This window comes from Klebsiella ornithinolytica (assembly GCF_030505655.1).
Lineage (GTDB): Bacteria > Pseudomonadota > Gammaproteobacteria > Enterobacterales > Enterobacteriaceae > Klebsiella > Klebsiella ornithinolytica.
Window position 1 is genome coordinate 558,772 of record NZ_CP130153.1, and the last position, 12,987, is coordinate 571,758.

Below are 12,987 nucleotides of genomic sequence, written 5' to 3' on the forward strand. Positions count from 1 at the left end.
TAAAAATGTTGGGTTTGTGGCGAAGGTACGCGCCATGCTTAGCCCGAGGGATGTTTAGTAAGGATGATTTTATGAGCCAAACTCTGGCGAATTTGGTCGAAGTACGCGGTATCCGCTTCTCTCGCGGCGATCGCGTCATCTTTGACGATATCTCGCTGTCAGTGCCGCGCGGTAAGATCACGGCGATTATGGGACCATCGGGGATCGGTAAAACGACGCTGCTGCGCCTGATCGGTGGGCAGATCCCGCCGGATAAAGGTGAGATCCTGTTCGATGGTGAAAACGTGCCGCAGATGTCACGCTCGCGCCTGTATACCGTGCGTAAGCGCATGAGCATGCTGTTCCAGTCCGGAGCACTGTTCACCGATATGAACGTGTTCAATAACGTAGCCTACCCGCTACGTGAACATACGCGTTTGCCGGAGGCGTTACTGCATACGACCGTCATGATGAAGCTTGAAGCGGTCGGGCTGCGCGGAGCGGCGAAATTAATGCCTTCTGAACTCTCAGGCGGGATGGCGCGCCGCGCCGCCCTGGCCAGGGCTATTGCGCTGGAGCCGGACCTGATTATGTTCGACGAACCGTTTGTCGGACAGGATCCCATCACCATGGGCGTGCTGGTTAAGCTGATCTCAGAACTCAACAGCACGCTGGGCGTGACCTGTATCGTGGTGTCACATGACGTGCCAGAAGTGCTGAGCATTGCTGATTACGCGTATATCGTGGCGGACAAAAAAATCGTGGCTCACGGCAGCGCGCAGTCGCTGCGTGAAAACGGCGACCCGCGGGTTCGCCAGTTCATTGATGGTATTGCCGATGGTCCGGTACCGTTCCGCTATCCGGCCGGGGACTATCAGCATGATTTATTAGGCAAGGGAGCGAGCAACTGATGCTGCTAAATGTGCTGGCATCACTCGGACACCGGGGAATTAAAACGACCGCGGCTTTCGGGCGTGCCGGATTAATGCTTTTCAATGCGGTAGTGGGCAAGCCGGAATTTCGTAAGCATGCGCCGCTGTTGGTCCGTCAGCTCTACAACGTTGGCGTGCTATCGATGCTGATTATCATCGTGTCGGGGCTGTTTATCGGCATGGTGCTGGGGCTGCAGGGCTATCTGGTGCTCACCACCTATAGTGCGGAAACCAGTTTAGGCATGCTGGTGGCGTTATCCCTGCTGCGCGAACTGGGGCCGGTGGTTGCTGCGCTGCTGTTTGCCGGGCGTGCGGGTTCCGCGCTGACCGCGGAAATTGGCCTGATGCGTGCGACCGAACAGCTCTCCAGCATGGAAATGATGGCGGTCGATCCGCTGCGGCGCGTGATTTCCCCTCGCTTCTGGGCAGGGGTTATCTCGCTGCCGCTGTTGACCATTATTTTTGTCGCCGTGGGCATCTGGGGCGGCTCGCTGGTGGGCGTAAGCTGGAAGGGGATCGACAGTGGCTTCTTCTGGTCTGCGATGCAAAATGCCGTTGACTGGCGAATGGACCTGGTTAACTGCCTGATTAAGAGTCTGGTGTTTGCCATTACGGTGACATGGGTTGCGTTATTTAATGGTTATGACGCTATCCCCACTTCCGCCGGGATTAGCCGGGCAACGACGCGTACCGTGGTGCATTCGTCGCTGGCGGTTCTGGGGCTGGATTTTGTGCTGACTGCGCTGATGTTTGGGAATTGAGTTCATGCAAACGAAAAAAAGTGAAATCTGGGTAGGTGTGTTCTTACTGGTTGCGTTGCTGGCTGCGCTGTTTGTCTGTCTCAAAGCCGCCAACGTGACCTCTTTACGTACCGAACCGACGTACCGTATCTATGCGACCTTTGACAATATTGGTGGGCTGAAGGCGCGTTCTCCGGTTCGCATTGGCGGTGTGGTCGTGGGCCGGGTTGCGGATATTACGCTTGACCCGAAAACCTACCTGCCGCGCGTAGCGCTCGATATTGATGAGAGCTACAACCATATTCCTGATTCCAGCTCGCTGGCTATTCGTACCTCAGGCCTGCTGGGAGAACAGTACCTGGCGCTGAATATCGGTTTCGACGATCCGGAACTGGGGACGTCTATCCTTAAAGATGGCAGCACTATTCAGGACACCAAGTCAGCCATGGTTCTGGAAGACCTGATTGGTCAGTTCCTTTATAGCAGTAAGGGCAGTGACAATAAGAATTCTGGCGATGATTCGGCAGCGACAGAGAGTCATACTGACGCCACGCCACCGGCCGCCACGACGCATTAATTTCAGGAGAGACACCCTATGTTTAAACGTTTATTGATGATCGCCATGCTGGCGATTGCTCCCTTGACGGCTGCTACGGCGGCGGATCAGTCCAACCCCTATAAGCTGATGAACGAAGCGGCGCAGAAGACCTTCGATCGTCTGAAAAATGAACAGTCGAAGATTCAGGCTAACCCGAACTATCTGCGTGATATCGTTGACCAGGAGCTGATGCCGTATGTCCAGGTGAAGTATGCCGGCGCGCTGGTTCTGGGCCGGTATTATAAAGATGCGACCCCGGCGCAGCGCGAAGCCTACTTTGTCGCCTTCCGTGAATACCTGAAGCAGGCCTACGGCCAGGCGCTGGCTATGTACCATGGTCAAACTTACCAGATTGCTCCGGAACAACCGCTGGGCGATGCAACGATCGTCCCTATTCGCGTGACGATCGTCGATCCCAATGGCCGCCCTCCGGTACGCCTGGATTTCCAGTGGCGTAAAAACACCCAGACCGGTAACTGGCAGGCTTACGATATGATTGCCGAAGGGGTGAGCATGATCACCACCAAACAAAACGAGTGGAGCGATCTGCTGCGCACCAAAGGCGTTGATGGTCTGACCGCGCAACTGAAGGCGATCTCCGCGCAGCCGATCACTCTGGAACAGAAAAAATAATGACCGGGCAGCTGAGCTGGACTCGCGACGGCGAGCGACTGGCGCTGCACGGGGAGCTGGACCAGGATCTGCTGGTCCCGCTCTGGGAAGCCCGTGCGCAGGCGACCGATGGCGTGTCGACTATCGACCTGAGCGCACTAACCCGGGTGGATACCGCCGGCCTGGCGCTGCTGATGCACTTTGTGGCGTTAATTCGCCACCAGGGCCGGGAGGCGAAACTGATTGGTAAGAGCGACAACCTGCAAACTTTAGCCAGTCTTTACAACCTTCCCGCCGATATGATCCCATAGTTTTTCAGTGCGTTACTGCTGAGGTTATCCTGAAAGCCCCATCAATATCTTCGATGGGGCTTTTTGCTTATTTAAGACCGCGCCACTTTCCTCTAAGATGTTGGGCTATTTTCACTACCAGATAAAATTTGAACCCATGGAAAATCATGAAATTCAGACCGTGCTGATGAACGCACTCTCCCTTCAGGAAGTCCACGTCTCTGGCGATGGCAGTCACTTTCAGGTTATTGCTGTGGGTGAGATGTTTGACGGCATGAGCCGGGTAAAGAAACAGCAGGCTGTCTACGCTCCGCTGATGGAATACATTGCCGACAACCGCATTCATGCTCTGTCGATCAAAGCATTTACCCCGCAAGAATGGGCCCGGGACCGCAAACTCAACGGCTTTTAAGCTGCAGGGATGTTCCCCGCAGCGTATGTGAATTCTTAACAGAGAACAGAATCAATGGATAAATTCCGTGTTCAGGGGCCGACACGCCTCCAGGGGGAAGTCACCATCTCCGGTGCGAAAAATGCCGCCCTGCCGATCCTCTTTGCCGCCCTGCTGGCAGATGAGCCGATTGAGATCCAGAACGTACCAAAACTGAAAGACATCGATACCACGATGAAACTGCTGAGCCAGCTCGGCGCCAAAGTGAAGCGCAATGGGTCAGTCTGGATCGATGCGGGTCCGGTCGACGTCTTCTGCGCGCCGTACGATCTGGTCAAAACGATGCGTGCTTCTATCTGGGCGCTGGGCCCGCTGGTGGCGCGCTTTGGTCAGGGACAGGTTTCACTGCCGGGCGGTTGTGCTATCGGTGCGCGTCCGGTCGATCTGCATATTATTGGCCTTGAGCAGCTGGGCGCAGAGATCAAACTGGAAGAAGGCTATGTGAAGGCGTCGGTTAACGGACGTCTTAAAGGCGCGCATATTGTGATGGATAAGGTCAGCGTCGGCGCGACCGTGACCATTATGAGTGCAGCGACGCTGGCGGAAGGCACCACCGTGATTGAAAACGCCGCTCGCGAGCCGGAAATCGTCGATACGGCGAACTTCCTCAACGCGCTGGGCGCGAAAATTAAAGGTCAGGGGACTGACCGCATCACCATCGAAGGCGTAGAACGTCTGGGTGGCGGCGTATATCGCGTTCTGCCTGACCGTATCGAAACCGGTACTTTCCTGGTCGCTGCGGCAATCTCCGGCGGTAAAATTGTTTGCCGCAACGCACAGCCTGATACCCTGGATGCCGTACTGGCCAAGCTGCGCGATGCGGGCGCCGATATCGAAATCGGCGAAGACTGGATTAGCCTGGATATGCACGGCAACCGCCCGAAAGCCGTCAATGTGCGTACCGCGCCACACCCGGGTTTCCCGACCGACATGCAGGCGCAGTTCACGCTGTTGAACCTGGTTGCGGAAGGGACCGGCGTGATTACCGAAACGATCTTTGAAAACCGTTTCATGCATATTCCGGAACTGATCCGTATGGGTGCACACGCGGAGATCGAAAGCAATACGGCGATATGCCACGGCGTGGCGCAGCTCTCCGGTGCGCAGGTGATGGCAACCGACCTGCGTGCGTCAGCAAGCCTGGTCCTGGCCGGCTGTATCGCGGAAGGCACCACGATTGTCGATCGCATCTACCACATCGATCGTGGATACGAGCGCATCGAAGATAAACTGCAGGCGCTGGGCGCGAATATCGAACGCGTGAAAGGCGAGTAACTCTGTCGTGATAACAGCCCCTTGACGTGTGTCAGGGGGCTGTTTTTTTATTCCGTTCTGTTGACTCAGCGAACCGCTTTCATTGGCTCTCTTTCTTCTGACGTATCATTTGCGTTCTGTCGATAAACTGATGCGTCACCGGGTCATGATAGCGTGAGGGCCAGATAATCCACGGTTTGGTATCCAGCGCATGAGCAATAATCAGCTCACCTTTTGGCCACGGCCGGGTCAATGCATTCGCCAGCGTTGAAGAACTCAAGCCGTTACGCCGCGACTCCGCTGCCAGCGACGTCCCTTTTTTGCGCAATCCAGCAATGATATCTGCCGGATGCCAGTCGATGAACTTTTCCATAAATTCTCCTGGTGGTGATGATCCCAATTGCCTGATATATGAGCAACGGAATGACTATACTCCCAGGTTTAATTAAGTTCTAACAAGTTCTTGTAAGGTGTCTTTATATTCGGAATATACCAGGAGGCAAGGCGATATATGGATTTTACTGGAACTTTGTGGGGCGTTCCCGCGACAGGCGCGGGAACGGGGCAGGGGGAGATCAGTGGTCGCGTTGAACCGCAATATGGGCAAGACCGATAAGCGCTTCACGCCACGGGGAATCCGGTAAGACCTGAAGCACGGCAATGGCTTTGTCCGCTTCTTCTTCCGCGCGTTTACGGGTCCATTCCAGTGAGCCGCAGGCCGCCATCGTCTCGAGAACCGCGTCGAGAAGGTGACGCCCGTTGCCTTGTTCAATCGCTCCGCGAATCATCGCTGACTGCTCTGGAGTGCCATGACGCATGGCATGCAATAACGGTAAAGTCGGTTTGCCTTCGTTCAGGTCATCACCCACGTTTTTGCCGAGACGTTCGCCATCAGAGCTGTAGTCCAGTAAATCGTCGATCAGCTGGAATGCCGTGCCGAGATAACGACCATAGTCCTGAAGCGCTTGCTCCTGTTCGGCGGTACAACCGGCCAGGATGCCTGAGCACTGTGCGGCGGCTTCAAACAGACGGGCTGTTTTGCTGTAGATGACCCGCATATAGTTTTCTTCAGTGATATCCGGGTCGTTGACGTTCATCAGCTGCAGCACTTCGCCTTCGGCAATGACGTTAACGGCTTTAGACATCACTTCCAGCACTTTTAACGAGCCGAGGCTGGTCATCATCTGGAAAGAGCGGGTATAGATAAAATCACCAACCAGCACGCTGGCTGCGTTGCCAAAAGCGGCGTTTGCCGTCGCCTTGCCGCGGCGCATATCGGATTCATCAACGACATCATCATGCAGCAAGGTGGCGGTATGAATAAATTCGATCAGTGCGGCAATAGTGACGTGCGCGTCGCCCTGGTAACCCACTGCCCGGGCGGCAAGAACCGCAATCATCGGACGAATACGTTTACCGCCTCCGCTAACGATGTAATAGCCTAATTGATTGATAAGCTGAACATCTGAGTCAAGTTGCTCAAGGATTGTCGCATTGACACCCGCCATATCCTGCGCGGTTAACTCATTGATTTTTTCTAAATTCATCGCAAAAGCCGGGCCACATGTCCTGTTACCGCGAATCCAGGTGGGTTCACAGAAGGATTAAGATAGAATTAAACGAAGCTATGATTGTACTGAAAAATTGCCATAGATAAACGTTAGCGTGAAAGTTGTGTTTTTTTTCTGCGTTGATCGCTAATCGCTCTTGTCAAAGGCTCGCGTTTTGCGTAATATTCGCGCCCTATTGTGAATATTTATAGCGCACTCTGAATCACACAAAGAGGTGCGCGGAAGCGGAGTTTTATATGTACGCGGTTTTCCAAAGTGGTGGTAAACAACACCGAGTAAGCGAAGGTCAGACCATTCGCCTGGAAAAGCTGGACATCGCAACTGGCGAAGCTGTTGAGTTCGCTGAAGTGCTGATGATCGCAAACGGTGAAGAAATCAAGATCGGCGTTCCTTTCGTTGAGGGCGGCGTAATCAAAGCTGAAGTTGTTGCTCACGGTCGTGGCGAGAAAGTTAAAATCGTTAAGTTTCGTCGTCGTAAACACTACCGTAAGCAGCAGGGCCATCGTCAGTGGTTCACTGATGTGAAAATTACTGGCATCAGCGCCTAAGACCTGAGGAGAGATTTAAATGGCACATAAAAAGGCTGGCGGCTCAACTCGTAACGGTCGCGACTCAGAAGCTAAACGCCTGGGCGTTAAGCGTTTCGGTGGCGAATCCGTTCTGGCGGGTAGCATCATCGTTCGTCAGCGTGGCACCAAATTCCACGCAGGCACCAACGTAGGTTGCGGTCGTGACCACACTCTGTTTGCTAAAGCAGACGGTAAAGTGAAATTTGAAGTTAAAGGCCCGAATAACCGTAAATACATCAGCATCGTTGCTGAGTAAGTTTTTCGTGGTCCGGTAACGGATTAAAGCCCCGCAACGTGTTGCGGGGCTTTTTACATTAGAATCCCGGATATTTTTCTGCAGGGAAAACGGGTATGAAGCAGCAGGCCGGCATTGGCATTCTTTTGGCCCTCACCACCGCGATGTGCTGGGGTGCGTTGCCAATTGCAATGAAGCAGGTTCTTGAAGTGATGGCGCCGCCGACGGTGGTGTTTTATCGCTTTTTGATGGCAAGTATCGGCCTTGGCACAATCCTCGCTATCAGAGGTAAACTGCCGCCGCTGCGCCTCTTTCGCAAACCGCGCTGGCTGGTACTACTGGCTATTGCGACGGGCGGCCTGTTTGGTAACTTCATTCTGTTCAGCTCTTCCCTGCAATATCTTAGCCCCACGGCTTCTCAGGTGATCGGACAGCTATCTCCGGTCGGCATGATGGTGGCCAGCGTATTCATCCTTAAGGAGAAAATGCGCGGTACCCAGGTTGTGGGGGCGCTGATGTTGATTTGCGGGCTGGTGATGTTCTTTAACACCAGCCTGATTGAGATTTTTACCCGCCTGACGGATTACACGTGGGGGGTAATTTTTGGCGTTGCAGCGGCTGCGGTTTGGGTCAGCTACGGCGTCGCGCAAAAGGTGTTATTACGCCGCCTGGCGTCACAGCAGATCCTCTTTTTGCTGTACACTTTATGTACGATAGCGTTGCTGCCGTTGGCGACGCTCTCACAAGTTCTGGCGTTAAGCAACTGGCAACTGGCGTGCCTGATTTTCTGCGGGTTAAATACCCTGGTAGGCTACGGTGCGCTGGCGGAAGCCATGGCGCGCTGGCAGGCAGCTCAGGTGAGCGCGTTGATTACCTTAACGCCATTGTTTACGCTGCTTTTTTCAGATTTATTATCACTGGCCTGGCCCGATGTTTTCGCCAGACCGATGTTAAACCTGTTAGGTTATCTCGGTGCGTTTGTCGTGGTTGCGGGCGCGATGTATTCCGCCATAGGCCACCGTCTTTGGGGTGGCTTACGTAAGCGTGAAGCGGTTGTACCGCTGCCCCGCTCAGGCGAATGATTTTCGGAGAGTAAAATGAAGTTTGTTGATGAAGCAACAATCCTGGTCGTAGCAGGTGATGGCGGCAATGGTTGCGTTAGCTTCCGCCGTGAAAAATATATCCCGAGAGGCGGCCCGGACGGCGGCGACGGTGGTGATGGTGGTGATGTCTGGCTGGAAGCGGACGAAAACCTGAACACCCTGATCGATTACCGTTTTGAAAAATCCTTCCGCGCTGAGCGTGGACAGAATGGCCAGAGTCGCGACTGTACCGGTAAACGTGGTAAAGACGTGTCGATCAAAGTGCCTGTAGGGACCCGTGTTATCGATCAAGGCACCGGCGAAGTCATGGGCGATATGACTAAGCATGGTCAGCGTCTGATGGTCGCTAAAGGCGGCTGGCACGGTCTGGGCAACACCCGTTTCAAATCGTCCGTCAACCGTACCCCGCGTCAGAAAACGATGGGGACGCCGGGTGATAAGCGCGATCTGCAGCTGGAGCTGATGCTGCTGGCAGACGTCGGGATGCTGGGTATGCCGAATGCCGGTAAATCTACCTTCATTCGCGCCGTTTCTGCGGCGAAGCCGAAAGTGGCTGATTATCCGTTTACCACGCTGGTGCCGAGCCTTGGCGTTGTGCGTATGGATAACGAGAAGAGCTTCGTTGTTGCGGATATTCCTGGGCTTATCGAAGGCGCAGCGGAAGGCGCAGGTCTCGGTATTCGCTTCCTGAAACACCTTGAACGCTGTCGCGTGCTGCTGCACCTCATCGATATCGAACCGATCGATGGTTCCGATCCGGTTGAGAACGCGCGCATTATCATCGGTGAGCTGGAAAAATACAGCGAGAAGCTGGCTGAAAAACCACGCTGGTTGGTCTTCAATAAGATTGACCTGATGGATAAAGCGGAAGCTGAAGCGAAGGCGAAAGCCATTGCCGATGCGCTGGGCTGGGAAGAGAAGTTCTACCTGATCTCCGCGGCAAGTCAGCAGGGCGTGAAAGATCTGTGCTGGGACGTGATGACCTTTATCATCGAAAACCCAATCGTTCATGCACAGGAAGAGAAAGCGCCTGAAAAAGTCGAGTTTATGTGGGACGACTACCACCGTCAGCAGCTTGAAGAAGCCGAAGTTGAAGTCGAAGACGACGAAGACTGGGATGACGACTGGGACGAAGACGACGAAGAAGGCGTTGAGTTCATCTATAAGCGTTAAGCTGCTGGAGTGCCCCGGTACATTGCCGATCGGGGCGACGGCGGGACTGCTGCCCGGGATATGCCGGGAAGCGGTTCAGAGCGCACTAAAAAGGGCCGCATTTGATGCGGCCCTTTCGTATTAGTTGTTCTGGTACAAATCCTTATACAAGCGACTCTCGAAGCGTACCAGCGGGATCCGGCGGTTGCGCTGATCCGCAGGCGGTACCGCATAGCCTGATAAGTATTGTACGAAGGCGATTTTTTGCCCGCTGGCGGCAGTGATGAAACCTGCGAGGTTGTAAACGCCCTGCAGAGAACCGGTTTTGGCCGACACTTTTCCATCGACCCCAGCCTGATTCAGGCCTGCACGATACTGCAGCGAGCCATCGTGGCCAGCCAGCGGCAGCATGGAGATGAAGTTGAGTTCATTATCGTGCTGGGCGATATATTGCAGCACCTGCATCATGGTCGCCGGAGCAATCAGGTTATGCCGCGACAGACCGGAACCGTCGGCAATAATCGTATTGCCTAGATCAATGCCGGCCTGTTGACGCAGGATCTGGCGCACCGCATCCGAACCGGCACGCCAGGTCCCTGGAACGCCAAGACGAGCGTGACCAATGGTGCGAAAGACGGTGTCCGCAATCATGTTGTCTGATTTTTTTAACATGATTCGCAGGAGATCGTGCAGCGGAGCTGATTGCGTCGTAGCCAGCACGGTTCCCGGATCGTTCGCCAGAGTCTGGCGCAGCAGCGTCCCGCTATAGGTAATCCCTGCCTGGATCAGTTCGGACTTCAGGATAACCCCCGCATAGCTTGCGCCGTCCTGAATGGCGAAAGCCAGCGGTAAGGGCTCACTACGCTGTGGCAGGCAACCCGTCAGGGTGTAGCGGTTCAGGTCGCCGGTCACCACGTCGAGTTCGCAATACTGGGCCTCCGCGGAGCCGCGGGCCAGCGTTCTTACCTGGCTAAACATCGTCACCGGGTAGTACGATGCGACGCGAATAAAGGCCAGGTCGCCAGGTTTCTGCGCGCTATAAAGTGAGATAGAAAAACAGTTACGATCGACGATAGCAGCCGCCGGCGGGGCGCTAAAGCATTGCGTCATGTCGTTCCACGGCCAGCCTGGGGCCTTGTCATGACTGGCGAAGACCGAGGTATCAATCAACACGTTCCCCTCGATCCGCTGGACGCCCGCTTTTTTTAGCGTCGCCACCATATTGCGAATATCCTGACGTTTCAGCGTGGGATCGCCGCCAAAACGGGCAATCAGGTCGCCTTTTAGCACGCCGCCATCAAGGCTGCCTTTGGTTTCCAGCGTGGTGGTAAAACGAAAGTTCGGCCCGAGCTGCAGCAGAGCAGCCAGCGCAGTGATCACCTTCTGGGTACTGGCGGGGAGCGCCATCTGCTGACTGTGGAAATCTATCTCCGGCGTCGGGGAGCCAACCTTCTGCGCCATGAAGGCGAGGTTAGCACCCGCAGGCAGCTGGGTGATATATTCGTCAATGTTCGCCGCCTGAGCGCTAAACGCTATACCGGCGGTCAATCCGATGATAAATCTGGGAAATCGCATAATCTCGCGCTAACAACCTGAAACCAGGCCGTCATACTACGGTGCAACACCCTGTAAAGTAAACGATGACCCATAGTGAACTTCAGGGTAAAATACGTATCAAATTGAAAATTGCTGCTGACCTGGGGAATGTTTTCCGGGTTGGTTTTCTTTTTGCTCCTGTCCTGCTGAAGGCCTGACTGGTGGCGGAACGGCGGCGTCCGTTCTATGAAGGAATGATAAAGAGGTATAACAAATGCAAGCTATTCCGATGACCTTACGTGGTGCTGAAAAACTTCGCGAAGAACTGGATTTTCTGAAGTCCGTTCGTCGTCCTGAAATCATCGCTGCTATTGCCGATGCGCGCGAACATGGCGATCTGAAAGAGAACGCTGAGTACCACGCAGCCCGCGAGCAGCAAGGTTTCTGCGAAGGCCGTATTAAGGATATTGAAGCTAAGCTGTCCAATGCACAGGTTATCGATATCACCAAAATGCCGAACAACGGGCGGGTGATTTTTGGTGCAACGGTAAAGGTCCTGAACCTCGATACCGATGAAGAACAGACTTACCGCATCGTGGGTGATGATGAAGCTGATTTTAAGCAAAATCTGATCTCTGTGAATTCACCGATTGCCCGTGGTTTGATCGGTAAAGAACAGGACGATGTAGTGACAATCCGCACACCAGGCGGCGAAGTAGAATACGAAATTATCAAGGTCGAGTACCTTTAATCCGTATTTCCCGCTACCATGTTGATGGATTGTAAAGAAAGGAAAAAGGCCGCATAGCGGCCTTTTATCAACGTCAGGAGCATGGCATTTTGCTCGTCTACCCGTAGAAATCCCTCGTTTTACACAAAGTTGTGTCGAGATTCAGGATATTCTTAGCGTGGCAGCGAGATTTTACGCTCTTTAGTTGGGCGATACAGGACCAGCGTTTTACCGATGACCTGTACGTTACAGGCGCCGGTTTCGCGCACGATAGCTTCCACGATCAAGGTTTTAGTTTCGCGGTCTTCCGATGCGATTTTCACCTTGATGAGCTCATGGTGCTCTAACGCTTGTTCGATCTCGGCCAGTACCCCTTCGGTCAAACCATTGTTGCCAAGCATAACTACCGGCTTGAGCGGATGTGCCAGACCTTTCAGGTGCTGTTTTTGTTTAGTACTCAGATTCATCGTATTTTTTTGCTTACGTTGGGATTGAAAACGGTTCATTCTACCGCCATCTCCCATATATCGCCAAACTACCGTGTCGATTTTTACGTCGCAAAGTATGATGAACCCGAAACGGGAATGTTAAATGACAGGTAAAAAGCGTTCTGCCAGCTCAAGCCGCTGGCTTCAGGAACACTTTAGCGATAAATATGTTCAACAGGCACAGAAAAAGGGGTTACGTTCCCGTGCCTGGTTTAAACTTGATGAAATACAGCAAAGTGACAAGATTTTTAAACCGGGGATGACCATTGTTGACCTCGGCGCTGCACCCGGTGGCTGGTCGCAATATGCGGTTACGCAGATCGGAAACAGCGGCCGCATCATCGCTTGCGATCTTTTACCTATGGATCCAATCGTTGGTGTGGACTTCCTTCAGGGCGACTTTCGTGATGAATTAGTTCTGAAAGCGTTACTTGAACGCGTAGGTGACAGTAAAGTGCAGGTTGTCATGTCCGATATGGCACCAAACATGTGTGGAACACCGGCGGTGGATATTCCCCGGGCCATGTATTTGGTGGAGCTGGCGCTTGGAATGGCTCGTGATGTATTAGCGCCGGGTGGTAGTTTTGTAGTGAAGGTGTTCCAGGGCGAAGGTTTCGATGAGTATCTAAGAGAAATTCGCTCCCTGTTTACGAAGGTCAAAGTTCGTAAGCCGGACTCTTCTCGCGCACGTTCGCGTGAAGTGTACATTGTAGCGACCGGGCGTAAACCATAACCGGTAGATTTCAA

17 protein-coding genes are annotated in these 12,987 nt (G+C 53.7%); 13 read left to right on the forward strand and 4 right to left on the reverse strand.

All coding sequences use genetic code 11. The annotated features are described in order from the left end of the window. Positions 1 to 71: 71 nt before the first annotated feature. From mlaF to murA, 7 genes are all read left to right on the forward strand, one after another. On the forward strand, positions 72 to 890 hold the full coding sequence (mlaF, locus tag Q1L34_RS02655; protein WP_004868142.1) for a phospholipid ABC transporter ATP-binding protein MlaF: 819 nt from the start codon (positions 72 to 74) through the stop codon (positions 888 to 890). Then, positions 890 to 1,672, forward strand: coding sequence for a lipid asymmetry maintenance ABC transporter permease subunit MlaE (gene mlaE / locus Q1L34_RS02660; RefSeq protein ID WP_004868139.1), 783 nt, complete (start codon positions 890 to 892; stop codon positions 1,670 to 1,672). The genes mlaF and mlaE overlap by 1 nt, the downstream gene beginning before the upstream one ends. Positions 1,673 to 1,676: 4 nt before the next feature. Continuing rightward, positions 1,677 to 2,228 (forward strand): outer membrane lipid asymmetry maintenance protein MlaD, encoded by a 552-nt coding sequence (gene mlaD / locus Q1L34_RS02665; protein ID WP_004868136.1) that lies wholly within the window; start codon positions 1,677 to 1,679, stop codon positions 2,226 to 2,228. An 18-nt stretch (positions 2,229 to 2,246) separates the two neighbouring features. Further along, the gene (mlaC, locus tag Q1L34_RS02670) at positions 2,247 to 2,882 is read left to right on the forward strand and encodes a phospholipid-binding protein MlaC (protein ID WP_069476401.1); all 636 of its coding nucleotides are present in this window, start codon (positions 2,247 to 2,249) and stop codon (positions 2,880 to 2,882) included. Continuing rightward, positions 2,882 to 3,172 (forward strand): lipid asymmetry maintenance protein MlaB, encoded by a 291-nt coding sequence (mlaB, locus tag Q1L34_RS02675; protein WP_004868129.1) that lies wholly within the window; start codon positions 2,882 to 2,884, stop codon positions 3,170 to 3,172. Before mlaC ends, mlaB begins: the two co-directional genes overlap by 1 nt. 136 nt (positions 3,173 to 3,308) lie before the next feature. Next, on the forward strand, positions 3,309 to 3,563 hold the full coding sequence (gene ibaG, locus Q1L34_RS02680) for a BolA family iron metabolism protein IbaG (RefSeq protein WP_015585657.1): 255 nt from the start codon (positions 3,309 to 3,311) through the stop codon (positions 3,561 to 3,563). Between the two features lie 54 nt (positions 3,564 to 3,617). Next, a complete protein-coding gene (murA, locus tag Q1L34_RS02685; protein ID WP_113990820.1) occupies positions 3,618 to 4,877 on the forward strand; it encodes a UDP-N-acetylglucosamine 1-carboxyvinyltransferase in 1,260 nt (419 codons plus the stop codon). A gap of 79 nt (positions 4,878 to 4,956) precedes the next feature. Here the strand turns inward: murA and sfsB are convergent, their stop codons facing one another. Together sfsB and ispB are read right to left on the reverse strand one after the other, a co-directional pair. After that, on the reverse strand, positions 4,957 to 5,229 hold the full coding sequence (gene sfsB / locus Q1L34_RS02690) for a DNA-binding transcriptional regulator SfsB (protein ID WP_004868119.1): 273 nt from the start codon (positions 5,227 to 5,229) through the stop codon (positions 4,957 to 4,959). A 202-nt stretch (positions 5,230 to 5,431) separates the two neighbouring features. Continuing rightward, the gene (ispB, locus tag Q1L34_RS02695) at positions 5,432 to 6,403 is read right to left on the reverse strand and encodes an octaprenyl diphosphate synthase (RefSeq protein ID WP_004868118.1); all 972 of its coding nucleotides are present in this window, start codon (positions 6,401 to 6,403) and stop codon (positions 5,432 to 5,434) included. Between the two features lie 260 nt (positions 6,404 to 6,663). Here ispB and rplU point away from each other — a divergent pair, with 260 nt between their 5' ends. The 4 genes from rplU to cgtA all read left to right on the forward strand — a co-directional run bounded on the left by rplU (position 6,664) and on the right by cgtA (position 9,507). Continuing rightward, positions 6,664 to 6,975: a 50S ribosomal protein L21 gene (gene rplU, locus Q1L34_RS02700; RefSeq protein ID WP_004106123.1), complete on the forward strand. Its 312-nt coding sequence runs from the start codon at positions 6,664 to 6,666 to the stop codon at positions 6,973 to 6,975. Between the two features lie 19 nt (positions 6,976 to 6,994). Further along, the gene (gene rpmA / locus Q1L34_RS02705) at positions 6,995 to 7,252 is read left to right on the forward strand and encodes a 50S ribosomal protein L27 (protein ID WP_003861831.1); all 258 of its coding nucleotides are present in this window, start codon (positions 6,995 to 6,997) and stop codon (positions 7,250 to 7,252) included. Positions 7,253 to 7,347: 95 nt separating this feature from the next. Then, on the forward strand, positions 7,348 to 8,313 hold the full coding sequence (locus Q1L34_RS02710) for a DMT family transporter (protein ID WP_015585658.1): 966 nt from the start codon (positions 7,348 to 7,350) through the stop codon (positions 8,311 to 8,313). 15 nt (positions 8,314 to 8,328) lie between these two features. Further along, on the forward strand, positions 8,329 to 9,507 hold the full coding sequence (cgtA, locus tag Q1L34_RS02715; RefSeq protein WP_004868113.1) for an Obg family GTPase CgtA: 1,179 nt from the start codon (positions 8,329 to 8,331) through the stop codon (positions 9,505 to 9,507). Between the two features lie 120 nt (positions 9,508 to 9,627). On the opposite strand, the gene dacB is transcribed toward cgtA, so the two are convergent. Then, positions 9,628 to 11,061: a serine-type D-Ala-D-Ala carboxypeptidase gene (gene dacB, locus Q1L34_RS02720; protein WP_044346923.1), complete on the reverse strand. Its 1,434-nt coding sequence runs from the start codon at positions 11,059 to 11,061 to the stop codon at positions 9,628 to 9,630. A 235-nt stretch (positions 11,062 to 11,296) separates the two neighbouring features. Here dacB and greA point away from each other — a divergent pair, with 235 nt between their 5' ends. After that, on the forward strand, positions 11,297 to 11,773 hold the full coding sequence (gene greA / locus Q1L34_RS02725; protein WP_004868107.1) for a transcription elongation factor GreA: 477 nt from the start codon (positions 11,297 to 11,299) through the stop codon (positions 11,771 to 11,773). 152 nt (positions 11,774 to 11,925) lie between these two features. On the opposite strand, the gene yhbY is transcribed toward greA, so the two are convergent. Beyond that, positions 11,926 to 12,219: a ribosome assembly RNA-binding protein YhbY gene (gene yhbY / locus Q1L34_RS02730; RefSeq protein WP_004139797.1), complete on the reverse strand. Its 294-nt coding sequence runs from the start codon at positions 12,217 to 12,219 to the stop codon at positions 11,926 to 11,928. 124 nt (positions 12,220 to 12,343) lie between these two features. Between yhbY and rlmE the strand changes: the two genes are divergently transcribed. Then, a complete protein-coding gene (rlmE, locus tag Q1L34_RS02735; protein ID WP_004106110.1) occupies positions 12,344 to 12,973 on the forward strand; it encodes a 23S rRNA (uridine(2552)-2'-O)-methyltransferase RlmE in 630 nt (209 codons plus the stop codon). Positions 12,974 to 12,987 lie beyond the last annotated feature (14 nt).

Excerpts from the sequence above, each read along its gene's own strand:
- mlaF (WP_004868142.1), top strand. The coding sequence starts at position 72 with ATGAGCCAAACTCTGGCGAATTTGGTCGAAGTACGCGGTATCCGCTTC.
- mlaE (WP_004868139.1), top strand. The coding sequence starts at position 890 with ATGCTGCTAAATGTGCTGGCATCACTCGGACACCGGGGAATTAAAACG.
- mlaD (WP_004868136.1), top strand. The coding sequence starts at position 1,677 with ATGCAAACGAAAAAAAGTGAAATCTGGGTAGGTGTGTTCTTACTGGTT.
- mlaC (WP_069476401.1), top strand. The coding sequence starts at position 2,247 with ATGTTTAAACGTTTATTGATGATCGCCATGCTGGCGATTGCTCCCTTG.
- mlaB (WP_004868129.1), top strand. The coding sequence starts at position 2,882 with ATGACCGGGCAGCTGAGCTGGACTCGCGACGGCGAGCGACTGGCGCTG.
- ibaG (WP_015585657.1), top strand. The coding sequence starts at position 3,309 with ATGGAAAATCATGAAATTCAGACCGTGCTGATGAACGCACTCTCCCTT.
- murA (WP_113990820.1), top strand. The coding sequence starts at position 3,618 with ATGGATAAATTCCGTGTTCAGGGGCCGACACGCCTCCAGGGGGAAGTC.
- sfsB (WP_004868119.1), bottom strand. The coding sequence starts at position 5,229 with ATGGAAAAGTTCATCGACTGGCATCCGGCAGATATCATTGCTGGATTG.
- ispB (WP_004868118.1), bottom strand. The coding sequence starts at position 6,403 with ATGAATTTAGAAAAAATCAATGAGTTAACCGCGCAGGATATGGCGGGT.
- rplU (WP_004106123.1), top strand. The coding sequence starts at position 6,664 with ATGTACGCGGTTTTCCAAAGTGGTGGTAAACAACACCGAGTAAGCGAA.
- rpmA (WP_003861831.1), top strand. The coding sequence starts at position 6,995 with ATGGCACATAAAAAGGCTGGCGGCTCAACTCGTAACGGTCGCGACTCA.
- Q1L34_RS02710 (WP_015585658.1), top strand. The coding sequence starts at position 7,348 with ATGAAGCAGCAGGCCGGCATTGGCATTCTTTTGGCCCTCACCACCGCG.
- cgtA (WP_004868113.1), top strand. The coding sequence starts at position 8,329 with ATGAAGTTTGTTGATGAAGCAACAATCCTGGTCGTAGCAGGTGATGGC.
- dacB (WP_044346923.1), bottom strand. The coding sequence starts at position 11,061 with ATGCGATTTCCCAGATTTATCATCGGATTGACCGCCGGTATAGCGTTT.
- greA (WP_004868107.1), top strand. The coding sequence starts at position 11,297 with ATGCAAGCTATTCCGATGACCTTACGTGGTGCTGAAAAACTTCGCGAA.
- yhbY (WP_004139797.1), bottom strand. The coding sequence starts at position 12,219 with ATGAATCTGAGTACTAAACAAAAACAGCACCTGAAAGGTCTGGCACAT.
- rlmE (WP_004106110.1), top strand. The coding sequence starts at position 12,344 with ATGACAGGTAAAAAGCGTTCTGCCAGCTCAAGCCGCTGGCTTCAGGAA.